Source organism: Rossellomorea aquimaris (assembly GCF_008180865.1).
Classification (GTDB): Bacteria; Bacillota; Bacilli; order Bacillales; family Bacillaceae_B; genus Rossellomorea; species Rossellomorea yichunensis.
Genome location: NZ_VTEX01000002.1, coordinates 95,582 through 115,471 on the forward strand (window position 1 = coordinate 95,582; position 19,890 = coordinate 115,471).

Annotated in this window: 17 protein-coding genes; 6 read left to right on the plus strand and 11 right to left on the minus strand. The window is 43.7% G+C overall.

The genetic code is table 11. The features are described from left to right. Window positions 1-10: 10 nt before the first annotated feature. From gltB to mnmH, 4 genes are all read right to left on the minus strand, one after another. Entirely contained in the window at window positions 11-4,609 is a 4,599-nt protein-coding gene (gltB, locus tag FZC88_RS08045; protein WP_148994377.1) for a glutamate synthase large subunit, read from the minus strand. Window positions 4,610-5,047: 438 nt separating this feature from the next. Beyond that, window positions 5,048-5,509: an SRPBCC family protein gene (locus tag FZC88_RS08050; protein WP_148968047.1), complete on the minus strand. Its 462-nt coding sequence runs from the start codon at window positions 5,507-5,509 to the stop codon at window positions 5,048-5,050. Continuing rightward, complete coding sequence (locus FZC88_RS08055; RefSeq protein ID WP_148994378.1) at window positions 5,502-5,852, minus strand: MerR family DNA-binding transcriptional regulator; 351 nt, start codon at window positions 5,850-5,852, stop codon at window positions 5,502-5,504. The genes FZC88_RS08050 and FZC88_RS08055 overlap by 8 nt, the downstream gene beginning before the upstream one ends. A gap of 80 nt (window positions 5,853-5,932) precedes the next feature. Next, window positions 5,933-6,985: a tRNA 2-selenouridine(34) synthase MnmH gene (gene mnmH, locus FZC88_RS08060; RefSeq protein WP_148994379.1), complete on the minus strand. Its 1,053-nt coding sequence runs from the start codon at window positions 6,983-6,985 to the stop codon at window positions 5,933-5,935. A gap of 314 nt (window positions 6,986-7,299) precedes the next feature. Here mnmH and FZC88_RS08065 point away from each other — a divergent pair, with 314 nt between their 5' ends. Then, entirely contained in the window at window positions 7,300-8,856 is a 1,557-nt protein-coding gene (locus tag FZC88_RS08065; RefSeq protein WP_262371796.1) for a glycoside hydrolase family 10-like protein, read from the plus strand. 42 nt (window positions 8,857-8,898) lie between these two features. On the opposite strand, the gene FZC88_RS08070 is transcribed toward FZC88_RS08065, so the two are convergent. The 7 genes from FZC88_RS08070 to FZC88_RS08100 form a co-directional block, all read right to left on the minus strand. Beyond that, window positions 8,899-9,450, minus strand: coding sequence for a cysteine dioxygenase (locus FZC88_RS08070; protein WP_148968043.1), 552 nt, complete (start codon window positions 9,448-9,450; stop codon window positions 8,899-8,901). A gap of 17 nt (window positions 9,451-9,467) precedes the next feature. Beyond that, window positions 9,468-10,391: a DMT family transporter gene (locus FZC88_RS08075; protein ID WP_148968042.1), complete on the minus strand. Its 924-nt coding sequence runs from the start codon at window positions 10,389-10,391 to the stop codon at window positions 9,468-9,470. 343 nt (window positions 10,392-10,734) lie between these two features. Next, window positions 10,735-12,066, minus strand: coding sequence for a 6-phospho-beta-glucosidase (locus FZC88_RS08080; RefSeq protein ID WP_148994381.1), 1,332 nt, complete (start codon window positions 12,064-12,066; stop codon window positions 10,735-10,737). Window positions 12,067-12,085: 19 nt separating this feature from the next. Next, a complete protein-coding gene (locus FZC88_RS08085; protein WP_148968039.1) occupies window positions 12,086-12,376 on the minus strand; it encodes a hypothetical protein in 291 nt (96 codons plus the stop codon). A 355-nt stretch (window positions 12,377-12,731) separates the two neighbouring features. Continuing rightward, complete coding sequence (locus FZC88_RS08090; RefSeq protein ID WP_148994382.1) at window positions 12,732-14,012, minus strand: PTS sugar transporter subunit IIC; 1,281 nt, start codon at window positions 14,010-14,012, stop codon at window positions 12,732-12,734. A 27-nt stretch (window positions 14,013-14,039) separates the two neighbouring features. Further along, window positions 14,040-14,345, minus strand: a complete 306-nt coding sequence (locus tag FZC88_RS08095) for a PTS sugar transporter subunit IIB (RefSeq protein ID WP_148968037.1) — start codon at window positions 14,343-14,345, stop codon at window positions 14,040-14,042. Between the two features lie 2 nt (window positions 14,346-14,347). Continuing rightward, window positions 14,348-15,214, minus strand: coding sequence for a MurR/RpiR family transcriptional regulator (locus FZC88_RS08100; protein WP_148968036.1), 867 nt, complete (start codon window positions 15,212-15,214; stop codon window positions 14,348-14,350). A gap of 160 nt (window positions 15,215-15,374) precedes the next feature. Between FZC88_RS08100 and FZC88_RS08105 the strand changes: the two genes are divergently transcribed. From FZC88_RS08105 to murQ, 5 genes are read left to right on the plus strand one after another with little or no spacing between them, the layout of a single operon-like run. Further along, the gene (locus FZC88_RS08105; RefSeq protein WP_148968035.1) at window positions 15,375-15,707 is read left to right on the plus strand and encodes a PTS lactose/cellobiose transporter subunit IIA; all 333 of its coding nucleotides are present in this window, start codon (window positions 15,375-15,377) and stop codon (window positions 15,705-15,707) included. Between the two features lie 18 nt (window positions 15,708-15,725). Next, on the plus strand, window positions 15,726-16,814 hold the full coding sequence (locus FZC88_RS08110) for a DUF871 domain-containing protein (protein WP_148994383.1): 1,089 nt from the start codon (window positions 15,726-15,728) through the stop codon (window positions 16,812-16,814). 17 nt (window positions 16,815-16,831) lie between these two features. Beyond that, the gene (locus FZC88_RS08115) at window positions 16,832-17,746 is read left to right on the plus strand and encodes a BadF/BadG/BcrA/BcrD ATPase family protein (protein ID WP_148994384.1); all 915 of its coding nucleotides are present in this window, start codon (window positions 16,832-16,834) and stop codon (window positions 17,744-17,746) included. Continuing rightward, complete coding sequence (gene anmK / locus FZC88_RS08120) at window positions 17,739-18,899, plus strand: anhydro-N-acetylmuramic acid kinase AnmK (RefSeq protein ID WP_148994385.1); 1,161 nt, start codon at window positions 17,739-17,741, stop codon at window positions 18,897-18,899. The genes FZC88_RS08115 and anmK overlap by 8 nt, the downstream gene beginning before the upstream one ends. 19 nt (window positions 18,900-18,918) lie before the next feature. Beyond that, window positions 18,919-19,818: an N-acetylmuramic acid 6-phosphate etherase gene (murQ, locus tag FZC88_RS08125; RefSeq protein WP_148994386.1), complete on the plus strand. Its 900-nt coding sequence runs from the start codon at window positions 18,919-18,921 to the stop codon at window positions 19,816-19,818. Window positions 19,819-19,890: the final 72 nt, after the last annotated feature.

The following is a 19,890-nucleotide window of genomic DNA, read 5'->3' on the forward strand; positions in this document are numbered from 1 at the left end:
CCCTCCCTCTTTATTTCGCTGGTTCTAACACTTTTTTCTCTGCTTTTGTACCTTCTTCAAATGCTGCCATTTCGGCATCGAATTTCTCTAATCCACTATTTTCAAGCTCACTGATCCGTTCTCTCATCTTGAGGTACGATTTCGGAATCACGCGTACAAATTTTGACACATAGGAATCCCAGTTCGCTAAAATCTTCTTACCGTTGTTACTGTTTGTATAATGAACGTATTTCTCGATCATGTCGTATACATCTTTCATTTCTTCCGGATCAAATAATGGTTGAACAAGTACCAGTTCCTGATTACATCTTGATCGGAAGTTTTCATCCTCATCCAGTACATAGGCGACTCCACCTGACATACCGGCTGCAAAGTTTCTGCCTGTAAGACCGAGTACAACCACTTTCCCACCTGTCATATATTCACATCCGTGATCGCCAACACTTTCAACGACTACCTGCGCTCCACTGTTTCGGACACAGAAGCGCTCGCCTGCCACTCCGTAAATATATGCTTCTCCACCTGATGCCCCGTAGAAGGAAACGTTACCGATGATCGTGTTTCGTTCAGGAATGAACGTAGCAGTCGGATCAGGATGAACGATGATTTTCCCGCCTGATAAACCTTTTCCTACGAAGTCATTTGAATCACCGACAAGTCTCAGCGTCAGACCTTTTGGAATAAAGGCACCGAAGCTTTGTCCTGCAGATCCTTTAAACGTCAAGCGGATAGTATCTTCTGGTAAGCCTTCTGCGCCGTAACGTTTTGTAATTTCGCTACCAAGCATCGTGCCGGTTACACGGTGAATGTTCCGGATCGCTGTCGTCCATTCAACCGGTTCCCCCTTTTCAATCGCTTGGCGGCAGCGGGGAATCAGCTCTTGATAATCCAGTGTTTTCTCTAGTTCGTGATCCTGTTTTCTTGTCGCATAGCGTCCCACCTTCTCAGGCACATCCGGCTGATGCAGAAGAGCAGAGAGGTCGATTCCTTTCCCTTTCCAATGATCGATTGCTTCGTTTGCTTCAAGGATATCGGTTCTACCGATCATTTCATTGATCGTTCTGAAACCAAGTTGAGCCATAAGCTCTCTTGTTTCCTGGGCAACAAAACGCATGAAATTCGCTACATGCTCAGGGTCACCTGTGTATTTTTTACGTAACTCAGGATCTTGAGTAGCAATACCGACTGGACATGTATTCATATGACAAACCCGCATCATGACACATCCAAGGACAACAAGTGGTGCAGTCGAGAATCCATACTCTTCCGCTCCTAGAAGCGATGCAACAACAACATCCCGGCCCGTCATCATTTTCCCATCAGTCTCGACGACAATCCGGTCACGAAGACGATTCAGTAACAGGGTCTGATGAGCTTCGGCAAGACCGATTTCCCATGGCAATCCTGTATGTTTCAGACTAGTTCTCGGGGCAGCACCTGTTCCTCCGTCATATCCACTGATTAACACAACATCCGCGCGGCCTTTTGCCACACCTGCAGCAATGGTTCCAACCCCCACAGCTGATACCAGCTTCACGCTGATGCGGGCTTGCGGATTTGCATTCTTCAGGTTATAAATCAGCTCGGCAAGGTCTTCAATCGAATAAATATCATGATGAGGCGGTGGTGAAATCAATTCCACTCCAGGGGTAGATCCCCGCACTTCAGCAACCCAAGGATATACTTTTTTGCCTGGGAGATGTCCACCTTCACCAGGTTTTGCTCCTTGTGCAACCTTGATTTGTATTTCGTCCGCATTTACCAGGTAATGGCTTGTTACACCGAAGCGTCCTGACGCTACTTGCTTGATTGAGCTGCGCCTTGAATCCCCATTTTCGTCCGGGGTGAAGCGGCTTGGATGTTCCCCACCTTCTCCTGAGTTGCTCCGTCCGCCTATTTTATTCATGGCAATCGCTAATGCTTCATGGGCTTCCTGACTGATGGAGCCGAATGACATGGCACCGGTCTTAAAACGGCGACAGATTTCTTCCACTGACTCTACCTCTTCAATCGGGATAGGCTTCGTTTCTTTAAACGAAAGAAGTCCGCGCAGAGATTGCAGGTTCTGCTTTTCATCTGTCAGCATGTTGGAATATTTTTTGAACAACTCATAATTATTCGTACGGCATGCATGTTGAAGAGTGTGAATCGTACTAGGATTGTACGCATGATCCTCTCCATTTTTACGATATTGGAATTCGTCTCCGGATTCTAATGTACTTTGATTGTCTTTCCGGTCATTGAATGCTTTTCTATGTCTCAAGAGCACTTCTTTTTCGATGATATCCATTCCGATTCCGCCGAGTCTTGACGCTGTACGGGTAAAATATTTATCAATTACATCTTTATGAATGCCTACCGCTTCAAATATTTGCGCTCCACGGTAGCTTTGAATCGTCGAGATTCCCATTTTAGATAAAACCTTGATGACACCGTCAGTCCCTGATTTCACGAAGCTTTGCACAGCTTTCTCGTAAGTGGTGTCCTGCAGCTCGCCTTTATCGATCAGATCACGCAAGGTTTCATAGGCTAAATACGGATTGATCGCTTCTGCACCATATCCAAGCAGCGTTGCAAAATGGTGAACCTCCCTTGGTTCCCCAGACTCTAAAAGAATGCTGACGGTCGTACGGGTTCCTTGGCGAATTAAGTGATGATGCAGTCCTGAAACGGCAAGGAGAGCTGGAATGGCTGCCTTATCCTTCACAACTCCACGGTCAGATAAAATAAGGAGTGTCGCACCGTCTTCAACAGCCTGGTCAGCTCTTTCATACAGAGCATCCAGGGTGCTTTCAAGCTGATTTCCATCATCGGTTACATCAAATAAAATCGATAAAGTAACAGCTTTGAAGCCCTCTTCGTTTTGATGACGAAGCTTTTCAAGCTCTTCCCCGGTTAGAATCGGTGTCTTTAAATGGATATGCCTGCAGCTTTCAGGACCCGGGTTAACCAGGTTACCTTCTGCTCCAATCGTTGTTCCCACAGATGTAATGATCTGTTCTCGAATCGCATCGATCGGCGGGTTTGTCACTTGAGCAAATAGTTGTTTGAAGTAGTTATAAAGAAGTTGCGGCTTTTTCGATAATACAGCAAGAGGTGAATCATATCCCATGGAACCAACCGGGTCTTTTCCATCTGTAACCATCGGCTTGATGATTTTGTTTAATTCCTCTGTTGTGTAGCCAAATGCCTGTTGCTGCATGAGAACTTCTTCTGAATCCAGTTGAACCACTTCCTGGGTCGTTTCAGGCAAATCTTCAAGCTCAAACTTATTGTTATCCAACCAATGTCTGTATGGTTGTTCGGAAGCAACCCGCAACTTGATCTCTTCGTCCGGAATGATTCTACCTTTTTCAAGGTCCACCAACAACATTTTCCCCGGTTGTAATCGGTCTTTGTACACAATATCATCGGCAAAAATATCAAGGGCCCCAACTTCAGAACCAAGAACGATCATGCCGCCCTTTGTCACGTAGTAGCGGGCAGGTCGAAGTCCATTTCGGTCCAGGCAAGCGCCAATCTGTTTTCCATCTGTAAACACAAGGGCTGCAGGTCCGTCCCATGGCTCCATCAAACAGCTATGATATTCGTAGAAGTCCTTTTTCTTAGGGTGGATCGTGTCATCATTTTCCCATGGCTCCGGTACCATCATCATAGCCGTATGGGCAAGGGATCTACCTGATAAATGAAGGAATTCAAAGCAGTTATCAAACATGGAGGAGTCACTGCCTGTCTCATCAATGACGGGTAGTATCTTTTTCAGGTCCTCTTCTTTGAAAGCACTTGAATGACAAAGCTTCTCACGGGCGCGCATCCAGTTCACATTTCCACGGAGCGTATTGAATTCTCCATTATGAATCGTATAACGGTTTGGGTGAGACCGTTGCCAGCTTGGGAAAGTGTTTGTACTAAAGCGGGAATGTACAAGGGCTAAAGCTGACCGGAACTCAGGATGGTTGAGGTCAATATAAAAAGAATCGAGTTGTTCCGGAATGAGCATCCCTTTGTATACTATGGTCGTGGAGGACAAACTGCAAAGGTAAACATCCTCTTGTCCCTCGACGGTTGCGACTTCCTGTTCAATCCGCTTCCGGATCACATATAGCTTTCGCTCGAAATCCATCCGGGATTGTATGTCTTCCGATACACCAATGAAGACCTGGCGGATGAACGGTTTTGACTTCGATGCAACTTTCCCTACAAAGGAATCATTGAGTGGAACAGGTCTCCAGCCAAGTGTCTTCTGACCTTCTTCATCAATGATGCGTTCGAAGATTTCTTTACTCTTCATGCGCTTCTCATAATTTTCAGGAAGGAATACCATCCCGATCCCATATTCTCCTTTTCGGGGAAGGATGATGTCTTCTTTCTCACATTGCTTTTTGAAGAAATGATGAGGGATTTGAGTAAGGATACCTGCACCGTCCCCAGTACTTGTATCTGCAGATTGTCCTCCGCGGTGCTCTAAGTTACATAAAATATTAATGGCATTTTGAACGATGTTATGACTCTTCGTCCCATCAATATTTGCAATCATTCCAATTCCACATGCTTCATGTTCTTGCGCAGGATCATACATCCCTTGCGCTACAGGAAGATTCGTTTTCATCCAATGTCCTCCTCTACCAAACTTGTATACTTTTTGAATAATTAACCGGTTAATTAAATTTTCTTAATTTTCGTTAGTATATCATGAAATTTAGAAAAAACGAAAAATTAAGTTAATGGAAAAAGAGCTTATTTTCCAAATATATATGTAATACAATGAATGAACGTTGATATATAAATGTTTATTTTGACTTAATATTCAGAATCTTTAAAAGCTTGATGTAATCACAAAGAAATCGCTTACAAAAAATCACTCACTGGAACATTTTTCATCAAAATCCAACATGAATTTTCATGCAAAATGTTAACTAAAAAAATTTTTTTGCACCTTGAATTTCAGCTGCTTAAACTCTTCTTCTTTTCCCTTCAATACCAAAATCCAAACCAAAAGAAGAGGGACGGACCTCCAAAAATCCCGGAGGTCCGTCCCTCTTCTTCACTACTTATTCGCTTCTTTCAATGCTTCGCTTTCAACCAGGTCCATGAAATCAATGACGACTTTGTTGTTGTTTTTTTCCCCGCCCAGTTTTAATAAAACTTTTCCCAGGAAGTTCACTCCTCTGTTTTCGCCTTTATAGATGAATCTGGTTTGGCTGTCGTCTATTTTGTGGAGGGTGAATTCGGCTTCGATTTCAAATGCTTTGGCGAGTGTGAAACCGATTTTATTGTGTTTCTTCTCAGGGGTGTTCTCATACTCGAGGTCTTCTACAATATACGTCTCGATTCGTTTCCCCTCTTTGTATTTCTGTTGGTAAGTGGATCCTACTACGCCTTCCTTTTGCTCCAGTATCTTGTTTTCAACCACGTTCGGCATAATTCGTTGAATGTTCTCAATCTCAAACAAATGCCAAATCGTTTCTATATTGACTGGAATGATCCGTTCTTCATGCCATTTAATCATTCTTATCCTCTCCTATTCCCATCTCGAAGAAATCATCCATTTCTTCGATCACTGTTTGTATTCGCTGAATTTCCACTTCTAAATCCCGTTTCTTCGCACGTATCAATTGTTCCAAATTCTCAAAGGACTCGTCATTTACAACGGTTAACATTTCTTGAATGGAAAAGTTAAATCTCCTTAAGTAGACCAATAATCGTCCCACTAGGTAGGATCCATTATCATAATAGCGATAGTTGTTTGCAGGATCGATATACACAGGTTCCAGTAATTTGATCTCAGCGTAATAACGCAGTGTTTCCTTACTCAGTCCTGTCATCTTGGAAAACTCGCTCACCTTGTACATTCTTTCCACCTCACACCTAAATCATAAACCATGTGGTGCACCACACGGTCAATCCCTTTCTATAAAATGATTTCCCGACCCTATCTTTGTAAACTGAGGTTTTCATGAACTGATAAGCATCCTTTAATAAATTTCTTCACTTCTTCGCATGCCTCTTCAATAGAAGACGCTTTTATCGTCACCTTTTTATCTCCAGGATACTGACTCGCAGTATGGTAGTATCTTGGATCATAATAGTATTCCAATAAAAGCTCTAAAATCCGCTTATAGTTCTTCTCTTTCAGCTCGTCCTCTATTTGATTGGCAACCGGGCTATGTATTCGTCTCTTGATACACCTAAACGCTTCTGCAAATTCATCATGATGCTCATGTAAACGGTATTCATTTAAAATATGATTGACTCTCTCTTCCATTGGCATCTCAATAAAGATATGGAAACCGCTCTCTTTTTTCTTTACTAAAAAGTCAGGGAGAAGCAGCTTTCCGATCCGTTTGCTTTCTGCTTCAAATAATATTATGGGAGATTCCTGAAGCTCCATCAGGTCTTTAAGCAGAAGGGAATCAAAGATTTTCTGATTGCGTGGTGTCAATCCGATTTGTCCAAAAATGGAGCCTCGATGGTTGGCTAACGTTTCAATATCCAAGACCGGGTACCCTTCATTTTGAAGCTGTTTCAGAATGGCTGTTTTGCCAATTCCGGTTCCACCGTTTAACACAAAGGCTTGAGGTTTCACCTCGAATGTCACCAGTTCATTCAACACCCAGTGACGATACGCCCTGACTCCTCCTTGAATACGGGATGTTTTCACACCCATCAAATCCAGGAAGGTGGCAGCCGCTTTGCTTCGCATACCACCCCGCCAGCAGAAAACCACAATCTCACCACCCAGTTTCTTAAACTCTTGTATAAACTCCGGGAGTTTTCGTGAGAAGATTTCCAGCCCCCGTTCCGTTGCCCTCTCTTTGCTTACTTGCTTATATAGAGTCCCGACTTCTGCTCTCTCTTCATCATTGAAGACCGGTATGTTTATACTGCCTGGAATCGTCATTTCCCTGTATTCAGAAGGAGATCTCACATCTACGAATGTATAGTTATTGACATCACATCGATCTATCGTTATATCCTTGAACATTTCATCCACTCTCCTCTTCACTTCTAACTTCTATTTTACCACCACTCCAACCCGATTGTTCGCAACATTCTGTAATCATTCTTTCCCTTTCTTTTCTTTTTAGAACTATTTATCTAGTCAAATCCTCCCTCTTATCGATAGAATATTCAGTTTTTTTATCTCGTTGGTACTATATACCATATTAACGCAACACTTTATAATGAAAATAGAAATATTATTTCACATTTTTTTATAATTTCGTGAAGTATTATTTCAGTAAAATGAAAACGGTTTCTTTTATAAGAAATCAGTTAATGAAAGCGGGGGATTTGTTGATGAAAGCAGTAAAGTACATGATCATGGCCGTCTTGTTGTTCTCGCTTGCTCTTCCTTTTTCTACAGGAAAAGCAAAAGCTTCGGAAACTCAGGCGCCCAAACATGAAATGCGTGCAGCATGGATTGCAACGGTTCAAAACATCGATGTGAAAGCCGGAATGGACAAGCAGGAGTATACGGATTGGGTGGAAGAGACCCTTGATGAACTGAAAGAGTTGAAGTTTAATACGGTCATCTATCAGGTGAAACCTACTGTTGATGCCTTTTATCCTTCTGAACTGGCTCCCTGGTCTCAGTACATTACAGGTGACAAACAAGGAACGGATCCGGGATATGATCCACTTCAGATTATGATCGATGAATCTCATAAGCGCGGAGTCGAGGTTCATGCATGGGTGAACCCTTATCGAATCACGATGCCAAATCAAACGATCGAGTCACTTGCAGATAATAACGTAGCCAAGCTTCATCCTGAATGGGTAGTGAAATATGGCAAACAATATTATTTGGACCCGGGTATACCTGAAGTACAAAAATACTTGATTGATACAGTTGAAGAATTAGTGAGTCATTATAATATCGAAGCCGTTCACATGGACGATTACTTTTATCCTTACCGAATTGCAGGAGAAACCTTCCCAGATCAAGATACATACGAGAAATATGGTAACTCTTTTGACGATATTGAAGATTGGAGACGAAATAACGTTGATGTACTAGTAGCTGACATCAATTCAGCCATCAAAGACATTAAAGAGTGGGTACAATTCGGGATTTCCCCATTTGGAGTATGGAGAAATATTGCTGATGATCCGACTGGAAGCGACACACAAGCGGGACAAACGAATTATGACGATCTGTATGCAGACACACGTCAATGGATCAAGGATGGAAGCATTGATTATATTACCCCTCAAATCTATTGGTCCAGGAATCTCGCTGTTGCCAACTACTCCGTTCTATTAGATTGGTGGAGTCAGGAAGTGAATGAGTATGCGTACAATCATCCTGTTAATCTTTATATAGGGATGGCTGACTATAAAGTAGGGGACAATTTTGACCAGGAATGGTTCAATCCATACGAACTGCCTGAACAAATAATGGACAACCGTGAAAATGGAACGGCACTTGGGCAAATGCATTTCTCTCTCAAACAAATATTTGAAAACCCGCTTGGTTACGCCGATATTATACGTAACGAGGTTTACACCGAGCCTGCTTTAACCCCTGCCACTCCTTGGAACAATGAAACACTTCCAAAGAAACCGAACAAGGTGAAAGCAGATAAACATAAAGAAGGTATCACGATAATGATAGATGATAAGAAGCATACCGATGCAAGGAAATATGTCATCTATCGCTTTGATGGCGTAAAAGAAGGAGATTACGAGAATCCAGCTAACATTGTGGATGTCGTGTATTCTCAAGAAGGGCTTACAACCTATGAAGATACTTCAGCTGAAGAAGGTGGAATGTACACATATGGTATTACCTCCGTTTCTCCGACAGGTGTGGAAAGTAAGGATGCCAAAACAGTACGAGTAAGAGTACGATAATGATAGAAAGAGAGTTTCTCCGCTATGGAGAAACTCTCTTTTTTACTTCAACTGCATTTCCTTTACCTTTTGCCTGATATGGTCCGGCCACCATGCCCCACATTCTTCCGAAACCACACAGGCAGCACATTTTTCCAAGTCGTACACCATCATACCCTGAATGGGCGGAGAATAGAGATGGAGGGTCACCAGGTCTTCCCCTCTCCCTTTCTTCATTTTGTGAACACCTTTTTTCGGTGCAAAAAAGAAAGAACCTTCCCTATATTCGCGATCAAATATCTCCTGTGGAAGCTGGTTCTCTTTTACTTCAAAGATTGTATTGACTGAAGTCCCGCTCAGAACTTGGATCCATCCCCTTGAGTCCCCATGATCATGTGGAGCACATTCCATGTCGGACCAATTCATCACCAGAAGCTCTGCTACTTCATTTTGATAAAGGAGCTTTCGATAATATGGCTTACCCCCCGGAGACTGTAAGTATGGCTGTAAATCATCGAGACTTATTTGAAGAGACTGCAAGACTTCTTTAAGGTCTTTCGTGGAAGGGGTGGTCAATTCATCCAATCTATCCATTATCCGTTCCCTTAAGGTCACCGCGATTCCTCCCTGTGTTATCGTTTCCTCCATAGAAACCGATGGAAAACAGAAATCAACTGGCCGTTTACAATCACGACCCCTATTATAATTATGACTCCACCCAGTATCGTTATGAAAAAAATCTTCTCGTGCAGGAGAAGGATTGCCGCAATGAGTGTGGTAACGGGCTCTAAATAGAGAAACATCGACACCTTTGACGCATCTAATACCTCAAGTGCTCTTCCCCAGTACCAGTACGCAATACCTGATACAAATACACCGAGGAACATCAAGTGGGCCCATTCCACATTGGATAGAAGAGAAATGCCTTCCCAGCCCCGGTTTCGGATAAGAAAAGGGATGGTTAAGCTGAAACCCAGTAGACTCATATAAAAGGTGATGACGAGGGATGGCAGCTCGATACGTAGTTTTTTCAGCAACACTGAGTAAATGGCCCAATTTAAGGTACTGAGGATCATCAGGATATAACCGATGTTAACGGCAAATCCGATAGACTGCCCGCTCCTCGCTGTGGTCACCATCAGAACGCCAGTAATTGCTATAATCATTCCTAGCGCTTTTGGTACTGTCATTTTTTCATGTAAAAAAATCATGGAGAGGATTACGGTGAATACGGGAGAAAATGAAATCATCCAGCCTGCGGATGATGCATCAATTGTAAGGAGGGCCGTCGCCTGGATCACCTGATGAACGAAGACGCCAAGTACCCCCAACACTATCAGGTGAGGGATATATCTGATCGGAATGGTGAGTCGATAACTTTTTAAAAGTAAGAGCAAGAGCAGAAACAGAGCTCCGATCGCAAACCGGAGAACGAGCAGTGTATACGGGTCGAGGGTGTCCAACACTGCTTTCGTTGATACAAATGATATGCCCCAAAAGCTGATTGACATCGTGGCATATAATGAGGCGGCAATCTTTGTTTTAACTGGAATCATAGGCGTGGTATCCTTTCGGAAAAGGGTCTTTGTATCATGGTATGCTCGTCCGGGGGAAAGATGTGGGGATTCTGGTGGAATTTGGTGTGGGTTGGATGAGTTAGGCGGTCTTGAAAAATTAATTTGGGAAGGTGAAAATAAGTTGGATCCTGCCCCGCTTGAGCATCGCTTATCGATCCAAAGTCGATGATATATTCTTAAAGTCGTTAATAAACATGCCAAACGCGATAATATATCCTTAAAGTCGATAATATCTCTACCAAAATTACTTCCAACCCCCATTCTACTCGACAATCCACACAAAAAAAGTGCCCCAAATCACAATTTGAGACACTCTCCTAGCTTAACTATGGCTAAATCGCTCACGAAACTGCGGTAAATACTCTTTATGTACCTCAAGCATTTCATCCAGCAGTAGCTTCGCCTTCACATCACTCGTCACCAACGGATTGATCGTCATGGCAAGCATCGCTTTCTCATAGGACCCTGTTACCGATGCTTCCGCAGCAACCCGTTCAAATGATTTAATTTGATGAACAAGTCCACTCACAGCCACCGGCAGCTCACCGACTACAATCGGCTTAGGACCAGATTTTGTAACGACGCAGTTCACTTCCACAGCAGATCCACGTGGTAGATCACTGATCGCTCCGTTATTGCGGACATTCAGGGTTTGAATGTCACAGCGATCATTATAAATGGATGAGATGAGATTACAAGCCGCATCGCTGTAATAAGCCCCTCCCCTTTGTTCAAGCTGTGGAGGCTTGATATCTAGGTTTTCATCCTTGTAAAGTTCAAAAAGTACATTTTCTAATTGCTGAACCACTTCTGCCCTGGTGGTCCCCGTCTTGAATTCTTCTAGCTGCTTTTCTAAAATATCACTTGTTTTATAAAAATAACGGTGATAGGGACATGGGATGATTCCTAGGCTCTTAATGAACTCCGGTTCCCATGGAAGCGGCGCAATATTCCTCATGCTGACCTGCTTGTCAGGGTTACTCATCATTTCCAGAACGTCCTCTAAAACTGACTCACCGTCCACCAAAACGTCCAATCCGTACACCATATGATTCAATCCTGCGAAATCGATATGTAGTCGTTCTACCTCCACATCTAGAAGCTTGGCCAGTGTCATTCTCGTATTAATGGGAAGATTACATACGCCTATGACCTTAGGATGTGACCCGTAACGCAATAAAGCCTCTGTCACCATACCTGCAGGATTCGTAAAATTGATCAACCAGGCGTCCGGGCAAAGCTCCTGCATTTCATCAGCGATTTCAAGCAGAACAGGAATCGTCCTCATTCCCTTGAACAATCCCCCGGCTCCATTCGTTTCCTGGCCGATCATCCCGTACTTGATTGGAAGCCTCTCATCTTGAATTCTCGCTTTTAGTTGTCCGACTCTCATTTGAGTCGTGACAAAATCAGCATCTGCGAGCGCTTCTTTCCGGTCCAGTGTAAGGTGAATTTCCATGGGAACCCCAGCTTTTTCTACCATTCTTTTCGCTAAATTCCCGACTATAGTAAGTTTTTCTTTCCCTGCTTCAATATCCACCAGCCACAGCTCACTCACTGGAAGCTCATCATAACGCTTGATCAGTCCTTCAACAAACTCGGGAGTATAGCTTGAACCCCCGCCGATCGTAACAACCTTGATTCCTTTTTTCATTGTGAATGCCTCCCCGAGATTACTTTGCAACAAAGGCCAAAATAAAGCTTATTAAGAAACTTACAACTACTGCTAATAAAACGCGCTTCCTTTTAACAGAAGCATCCTCAACGGGACCTTCAATTTTCAAAAGAACAAATGAAAGTCCAATCGAAGCCGAAATCCCTGTTGCTAAAAATACGCTCCAATCCTTTGCGAGTCCCGCACTCATCAAAGGTTTGGAAAGAAGTAAAAGTCCGATGGATACGGAGATTAGAAGAACAAACACACTTCTAAAACCGATTCTCTTCGGGACAACCGTTTCTGTCATTTGAATCACTCCTAATGCTAATGAAGAAGTGGGAATCCTAGGACCCCCACTTCTGCTTTTTGATATGATCGTATTTTGCTAGAGACAAAGCCCCTCCGCTTTTCTCTTTGTCCAGCTGCGGCGGCTAGCCCCTCGAGGTCATAAGTCCAGCCCGCCAAAAAGGCAAAGAACGCCTTTCCGGTGGACTTTCCTTATGCTTGTCGGGGCTGATCGAGCCTAATCCGCTTTTCTACTTGTCCAGCTACGGGGCTTAGAGGCTCGAGGTCATAAGCTAATCCGTCAAGAAGGTTAAACTGCAACCTTCATGCCGGCTTAGCTTATGCTTGTCGCCTCTGGGCAAAGCCCCTCCGCTTTTCTACGCCGCTTGTTGCTCGTTTTCTTCCATTTTTAACATTTTTTTATCGTACATCTTTAAGAATGGGAAGTAGATTGCGAAGGAAATTCCGATATTGATCAGAACCATAACGATCGCTCTCCAGTCACCACCCGTTGCCAGGTAAGCTCCTATCGGTGCAGGAAGGGTCCATGGCGGCATAATGTAAGTTGGTGATACTAATCCGACTGTCGTTGCCACATACGAAATTGTTGCCGTTATTAAAGGAACCGTGATGAAAGGTATGATTAGAATCGGATTCAATACGATTGGAGCTCCAAAAATAATAGGCTCATTAATATTGAACAGGCCTGGTACTAGACATGTTTTCCCCAGTGCTTTCAAGTATTTCGAACGTGCAAAGAAGACCATAGCAAGAACCAATCCAAGAGTTGCTCCTGATCCACCGATCCAAATGAACCACTGATAGAATGTTTCTGGAGCGATATGTGGAATCGGATTTCCACTGGCAACAGCATCGGCATTGTTCACAAGGAATACTTCCCAAAGCGGACGTGCTACCGTTCCTACAACTGATACACCATGAATTCCGAATGACCAGAAGAAATCTATAAGGAATACTGGAACCAATACTCCGAAAATACTGTCACCTGCTGTAACCAATGGAGCAACAGCGACACCAACTATATGATGAAGGTCGACTCCAGCTAAGACTGTGATGGATGAAACTAAAATGATAACAATCGCTACAGGAATAAGTGCTTCAAAGCTTCGTGATACAGATGCCGGTACTTGTTCAGGCATTTTGATCGTAATGTTTTTTGTTTTACAGAAACGTAAAATTTCTACTGCCAGAATCGAGACGACCATGGCGACGAATAATCCATGACCACCGAGGTTGGTCATTGGCAGGACCCATCCTTCTCCGTCCATTACTTTAGGTGTAATTGTTAATAGAAGTGCAGCTACTGAAATTTGTGCACCGGATAATGGATCCAGGTTATAGCTTTTCGAAAGGTTGTATCCTATCCCGAAGGCTATATAGAGTGACATGATAAACATGGTCAGTCGGTAGGGAATCAGGATTTCGACGATGTTGTCAGCGGCCCACTGTTTGATGTCTCCGAATATTCCTCCATCAGGAAGCGGTGGAAAAGCTAATATCAGGAAAAATGAACCGACGATAATAAATGGCAGTGCTGAAATAACCCCATCCCGGATTGCTTGCAAATGCCTTTGTTCAGAGAGTCGGGCCATTGGACCTGACAAGTTGTTCTCTAGAAAATTCACAAACTTTTGCATGTTTGTACCCCCTTGTTTCCTATTAAATTAGTTGGTTAATTCTTTTACTGTTTTCAGTAAAGTCGGACCGCCAAGTGGCGTGTACGCTTGTGGAGGAATCGGACCACAAGGCACATTCGCTTCATCAGCGGCTTTCTTCACTTGGTCAAAACGGTGACGGATCTGCGGTGCTACCATACAAACATCCCATCCCTTGGATATCTCCTCAGATACTTCACCGGTCCCGATTGCATGGACTTCCATCACAATCCCTGCTTTGTCCCCTTCTTTTTTCAGTGCATTCACGACAATTGCGCTGGACATTCCACCTGAACATACGAATAATACTCTCATTTCTACTCTTCCTCCTCTTTCATCCTTTGAACTACTTCATGTGTATGAATAATTTGCTCGTAAACGCCATGTCCTTTTTTCATGCATAAAGCGACGAATAAAGCATCAATCACAACGAGTTGAGCAATTCTTGCCGTCATGGTCCCGATTCTGATATTGTGTTCTTCCTCGGAAATCGTCAAGACGATATCAGCGAGCTTTCTTGCCGGGGATTTCCCATGCTGTGTCAATAGAACGATTGTGGCCCCTTTTTCCTGAGCGACGTTCATCAGCTTCAGTATTTCCTTTGTCTGACCCGATGTGGAGACGACGAAGAGAACGTCTCTCTCGGTTAAGTTTGCGGCCATCATCATCTGAACATGGATATCACTTGCTTGAAATGCGAGATAGTTCAGTCGTAACAGCTTTTGCGTAAAGTCCTCCGCTACTACAGCAGAACCGCCTACTCCATACAGGTATACCCTTTCAGCTTTATGGAACGCGTTCACAGCCCGATCCAGTTCATCTATGGAAAAAAGCTTTTCCGTGTTCTTGATCGCTTGATAGGTGTTCACCAGTACTTTATTGAATACGGTTTCAATATTATCTTCAAAATGGAGGAGTGTATTGATGTCATGACTCTTTGTTTCTTCACTATTCGTGCTTTTGGCCAGTTCGATCTTCAGACCGCTGAAACTATTGATTCCGATTCGTTTGCAGAACCGGATGATGGCCGCTTCACTGCTGCCGCATGATTGTGAGAGTTGCTTTGTCGTCATTTCCATTACTTTCTCAGGAAACTCCAACACATATTGAGCAACCGCAATTTCAGACGGTGTGTAGTTCTCCATCTGACTTTTGATGTGTTTTAATACTTGAAATTCCGTCATAGTCACCTCCAAAAAAATGATTGTCTTGAAAAGGCTTTCAGTTTAATATGATTATATGCGATAATGAAATTAAATTTCAATATTATTTTAAAATATTTAAACTTTTATTTTACTATTCTAGTAGAAACCAGTTCTAAACAGGAATGAGGAGGAATACACAATGGCAGAGGTACGCAACGTAGAAATGGAGATTTTTGAAATTATATCAAACGGCGGGAATGCCAAAAGCACCGCATATGAGGCACTGGCAAAGGCACATGAAGGTAAGTTCGATGAAGCTGAAGAGATGCTGAAAACAGCCCATGAAGAACTGAACAAAGCTCACAAAACGCAAACGAGTCTCATTCAGGCTGAAATCAATGGGGAGAATTTCGAAAAATCACTTCTGATGATTCATGCCCAGGACCACTTGATGACCTCTATCAGTGAAATCTCGTTGATCGAACAAATGATACCCTTGTTAAAAAGAATAGATAAACTTGAAAACAACTAATTTTAAGGAGGCATATCAATGAGTAAAAAACTGGGAGTTTCAATATACCCGAACCATTCCACGACTGTAAAGGATAAAGAATATCTGGCACTGGCTGCGTCTTACGGTTTTAAGCGTGTGTTCACCTGTTTATTATCAGTAGAGGGTGACAAGGATGGGATCATCTCGAATTTTAAAGAAACGATTAAGTTTGCCCGTGAAAAAAACATGGAAGTCATCGCTGACATCAGTCCACGCATTTTCAAAGAACTGAACATCTCCTATGATGATTTATCCTTTTTTGCGGATCTCGGGGCTCACGGTATCCGCCTGGATCTCGGGTATACAGGGCATGAAGAATCGATGATGTCGTATAACCCTTATGACTTGAAAATTGAACTTAATATGAGTAATGCTACGAAATATATCGACAACATCATGACGTATCAACCGAATAAGGATCAATTGCTTGGATGTCATAACTTCTATCCGCACCGCTACTCCGGATTATCCTATCCATTCTTTATTGAATGCAGTAAAAAGTTTAAAGACTTTGGGATGAGAACGGCTGCGTTTGTCTCTTCTTCCGATGCAACATTCGGTCCCTGGCCGGTCACGGAAGGTTTGCCTACGTTAGAAATGCACCGGAACCTTCCGATCGATGTTCAGGCGAAGCATCTTTTTGCCACAGGTTTAATTGATGATGTCATTATCAGTAACGCTTATGCATCAGAACGTGAAATGCAACTGCTTAGCGAACTGAACACATCGAAGCTTACCTTTACAGTCGAAACCCATGAAACGACAACAGACTTAGAAAAGACGATTATTTTTGAAGAACCGCACTTCTATCGTGGTGACGTATCTGATTATATGATCCGCTCGACTCAAAGCCGCGTGAAATATCGTGGAAGAGAATTTGCTCCACATAATACGGCAGACATTAAACGGGGCGATATTGTGATTGAAAACGACCTATATGCCCAGTATGCAGGAGAACTTCAGATAGCGCTTCAAGATATGGAGAACTCAGGCAAAACCAATGTGGTGGGACGGATCCGCGAAGAAGAAATCTTCTTATTGGATTACCTGAAGCCTTGGGGTAAATTTGCCTTTCAAACCAAGTAAAGTGGAGGTTTCTTTAGATGACTAGAGTAATAGGAATCGATGCAGGCGGGACGAAAATACAAGGACTCGTTCTTGACTTAGAGAAGAACATCCTGTTTCAAAGCTTATCCGGACACGGTAATCCCACGGTTTCCTTTGAAGAGGCATTAACCAATCTCTCATCCGTTATTCAACAATGCCTGGATCACACTTCTTCTGAAGAGGTGTCCCATATTGTGATCGGGATGGCAGGTGCCGAGTCCGGTAATCTGGCTCATCGAATCAAGACGGAGTTACAAAGGATGACTTCCCTGCCTATTATCCTTTTGAATGATGCCACCCTCGCCTATTTCAGTTTAATCGGGAATCAGAACGGTGTGATGACCATTGCGGGAACGGGCTCGATTTGTTATGGACGAAACGGGAAACAGGAAGGAACAACCGGAGGCTGGGGACATCTTCTTGGTGACGAAGGCAGCGCATATCATATTGCAATTGAAGCCTGTAAACAGATTTCCATGGAGATGGATTCCGGTAAACCACTTTCCCCTCTCTCACGTGACATATTAAACGAAATCGGTGCTAGTGATGGGAAGGGTTTAAAAGGGTTTATCTATTCTTCTGCCAAAGGTGAAATTGCAAAGCTTGCGAAAGTGGTTCACAAGCAAGCTGAGGATGGTAATGACGCTGCCATTCTTTTACTTAAAATAGCCGGTGAACAGCTTGCCCGACAGACGATTTCCTTATTGGATAAACTACAGATCGGTTCCAAACCGGTTATCGCCATAAAAGGAAGTGTCCTTGAACATAATGTGGTGGTGCAATCCGTTTTTAAAGTAAGAATTTCAGAGCGTTTTCCAAACGCATCCTATATCGTCGACTCAACCTCCCCTGCCACCGGGGCAGTCGATGTGACAAAAGCCATCAGGGAAGGAAGGTTGTCAAATGAGTAAACGTTTAGCTGTCGGGTTAATGTCCGGTACGTCTGTGGATGGGGTGGATGCTGCCCTTGTTTCAATTGAAGGCAGCGGCACGGATACAAAAGTGGAGCTCGCCCATTATTCAACGGCTTCCTTCCCTCCAAAGGTAAAAAAGAAAATCTTTGAAGTGATGAGTATAACAGAATCGTCCACTCCCCTCCTTTCCAGCTTGCATTTTGAACTTGGAGACGTTTATGCCGATGCAGTTTTGAAGGTATGTAGGGAGGCTGGCGTTTCAGTAGAGGAGTTAGACTTTATCGGATCTCACGGGCAAACGGTTTATCACCAGCCCTTTCATACGGAAGATTCGGTTCCTTCCACTCTGCAAATCGGTGAGCCGAGCGTGATTGCGTACCGTACAAACACCAGAGTCGTCTCCAATTTCCGCTCCATGGATATGGCTGCCGGCGGTGAAGGGGCACCCCTTGTACCTTATACTGAATTCCTTCTCTATCGAAAAAAAGGCCAGGGAAGACTTCTTCAGAATATTGGCGGTATCGGGAATGTGACCGTACTTCCTAAAGATTGCGCTCTTCACGAAGTATTCGCGTTTGATACCGGTCCCGGAAATATGGTCATAGATGGATTATGCGAGCGACTATTCGGTCTATCTTTTGATGAGAATGGAGTGATTGCTGAGAGTGGAATGGTCCATACAGACGCAGCACAGAAATGGATGGAATGGGAGAAGGATTTCTTCCTTAAAGAGCCTCCAAAGTCAACGGGGCGTGAGCTTTTTGGAGAGGTATTCGTAAATCGGATCCTTGACGAGTTTGGTAGTCTTTCAAAAGAAGACCTGATTGCGACGGCAACCTACTTTACAGCTCTGACGATTGCGGATGCCTATGAGAATTTCGTTCTTCCTGAACATTCGATAAATGAAGTGATCATCAGCGGTGGAGGAAGCTATAATGGGACGCTTCTCCATATGATGAGGGAACTTCTTCCAGAGTTGAAAATTCTTATTCAGGAAGATATCGGTTATTCCTCCGATGCGAAAGAAGCGATTGCCTTTGCCCTATTGGCAAACGAAACGCTGCATGGCAATCCAAGCAACGTACCAGGAGCAACAGGGGCAAGTAAATCTGTTATATTAGGCACCATCACACCACGGCCCATACTTTGAAAGGCAGGTAACAATACAAATGGACCTTCATAAGATCCTGACGGAAACAAGAAATCCTAATACATTGAACATAGATACAATAAGCACGGAGAAGATTTTAGAAAAAATAAACGGAGAAGATCAAACCGTTGCCTACGCCGTGGAAAAGACCATCCCAGTTGTTTCACTTGTGGTCGATTCCATCGTAGCAAGCCTAGAAAATGGCGGCCGTCTTCTTTATGTAGGTGCAGGTACAAGCGGACGCCTGGGCATCCTTGACGCATCAGAGTGCCCGCCTACCTTTAGCACAGACCCCGGCCAGGTGATCGGGATCATCGCTGGTGGTGAAAGAGCCATCCAGTTTCCCTTAGAAGGCGCAGAGGATGATGAAGAAGGCGGCCGCAACGAAATCGCCAGTCATGAAGTCGGTGCAAATGATGTCGTTGTTGGTATTGCCGCAAGCGGACGTACTCCTTATACGATCGGAGCCTTAAAGGAAGCAAAATCAAGAGGTGCTGTAACGGCGTCTGTTGTATGCTCACCTAAATCCCCGATGTGTGAAGTGGCCGATCACTCAATCGTCGCTGAAGTCGGTCCGGAAGTCGTCACAGGCTCGACACGCATGAAAGCAGGGACAGCCCAAAAACTGATCCTGAATATGCTAACAACGGCAGCCATGATCAAACTTGGCAAAGTATACAGCAATCTCATGGTCGACGTGATGCCTTCAAACGCAAAACTGAAAGTCAGAGCGCGCAACATCATCATGGAAGCAGCGGACGTTTCCGAACAGGAAGCAACCGAAGCCCTCGAAACATACGGCAGCGTCAAACCTGCCATCCTATCGCTTCTGACTGGCCTTGAAGAAAAAGAAGTCTACAACCTTCTCACCCTTCACGAAGGCCACCTGCGCTCAGCCATCAAAGCCGCAATTAAATAACCTTTTAGGAGGGACGGACCTTGACCCATCGTCAGGTATCGTCTCTTTACTCTTTTTATACAATATTTGAAA

What these genes read in the sequence shown, in the direction of transcription:
- FZC88_RS08055 (WP_148994378.1), bottom strand. Translation starts at nt 5,852, where the DNA reads ATGTACAAGGTGAGCGAGTTTTCCAAGATGACAGGACTGAGTAAGGAA.
- mnmH (WP_148994379.1), bottom strand. Translation starts at nt 6,985, where the DNA reads ATGTTCAAGGATATAACGATAGATCGATGTGATGTCAATAACTATACA.
- FZC88_RS08110 (WP_148994383.1), top strand. Translation starts at nt 15,726, where the DNA reads ATGAGTAAAAAACTGGGAGTTTCAATATACCCGAACCATTCCACGACT.
- murQ (WP_148994386.1), top strand. Translation starts at nt 18,919, where the DNA reads ATGGACCTTCATAAGATCCTGACGGAAACAAGAAATCCTAATACATTG.
- FZC88_RS08065 (WP_262371796.1), top strand. Translation starts at nt 7,300, where the DNA reads ATGAAAGCAGTAAAGTACATGATCATGGCCGTCTTGTTGTTCTCGCTT.
- FZC88_RS08050 (WP_148968047.1), bottom strand. Translation starts at nt 5,509, where the DNA reads ATGATTAAATGGCATGAAGAACGGATCATTCCAGTCAATATAGAAACG.
- FZC88_RS08115 (WP_148994384.1), top strand. Translation starts at nt 16,832, where the DNA reads ATGACTAGAGTAATAGGAATCGATGCAGGCGGGACGAAAATACAAGGA.
- FZC88_RS08090 (WP_148994382.1), bottom strand. Translation starts at nt 14,012, where the DNA reads ATGCAAAAGTTTGTGAATTTTCTAGAGAACAACTTGTCAGGTCCAATG.
- FZC88_RS08095 (WP_148968037.1), bottom strand. Translation starts at nt 14,345, where the DNA reads ATGAGAGTATTATTCGTATGTTCAGGTGGAATGTCCAGCGCAATTGTC.
- anmK (WP_148994385.1), top strand. Translation starts at nt 17,739, where the DNA reads ATGAGTAAACGTTTAGCTGTCGGGTTAATGTCCGGTACGTCTGTGGAT.
- FZC88_RS08105 (WP_148968035.1), top strand. Translation starts at nt 15,375, where the DNA reads ATGGCAGAGGTACGCAACGTAGAAATGGAGATTTTTGAAATTATATCA.
- FZC88_RS08075 (WP_148968042.1), bottom strand. Translation starts at nt 10,391, where the DNA reads ATGATTCCAGTTAAAACAAAGATTGCCGCCTCATTATATGCCACGATG.
- FZC88_RS08100 (WP_148968036.1), bottom strand. Translation starts at nt 15,214, where the DNA reads ATGACGGAATTTCAAGTATTAAAACACATCAAAAGTCAGATGGAGAAC.
- gltB (WP_148994377.1), bottom strand. Translation starts at nt 4,609, where the DNA reads ATGAAAACGAATCTTCCTGTAGCGCAAGGGATGTATGATCCTGCGCAA.
- FZC88_RS08085 (WP_148968039.1), bottom strand. Translation starts at nt 12,376, where the DNA reads ATGACAGAAACGGTTGTCCCGAAGAGAATCGGTTTTAGAAGTGTGTTT.
- FZC88_RS08080 (WP_148994381.1), bottom strand. Translation starts at nt 12,066, where the DNA reads ATGAAAAAAGGAATCAAGGTTGTTACGATCGGCGGGGGTTCAAGCTAT.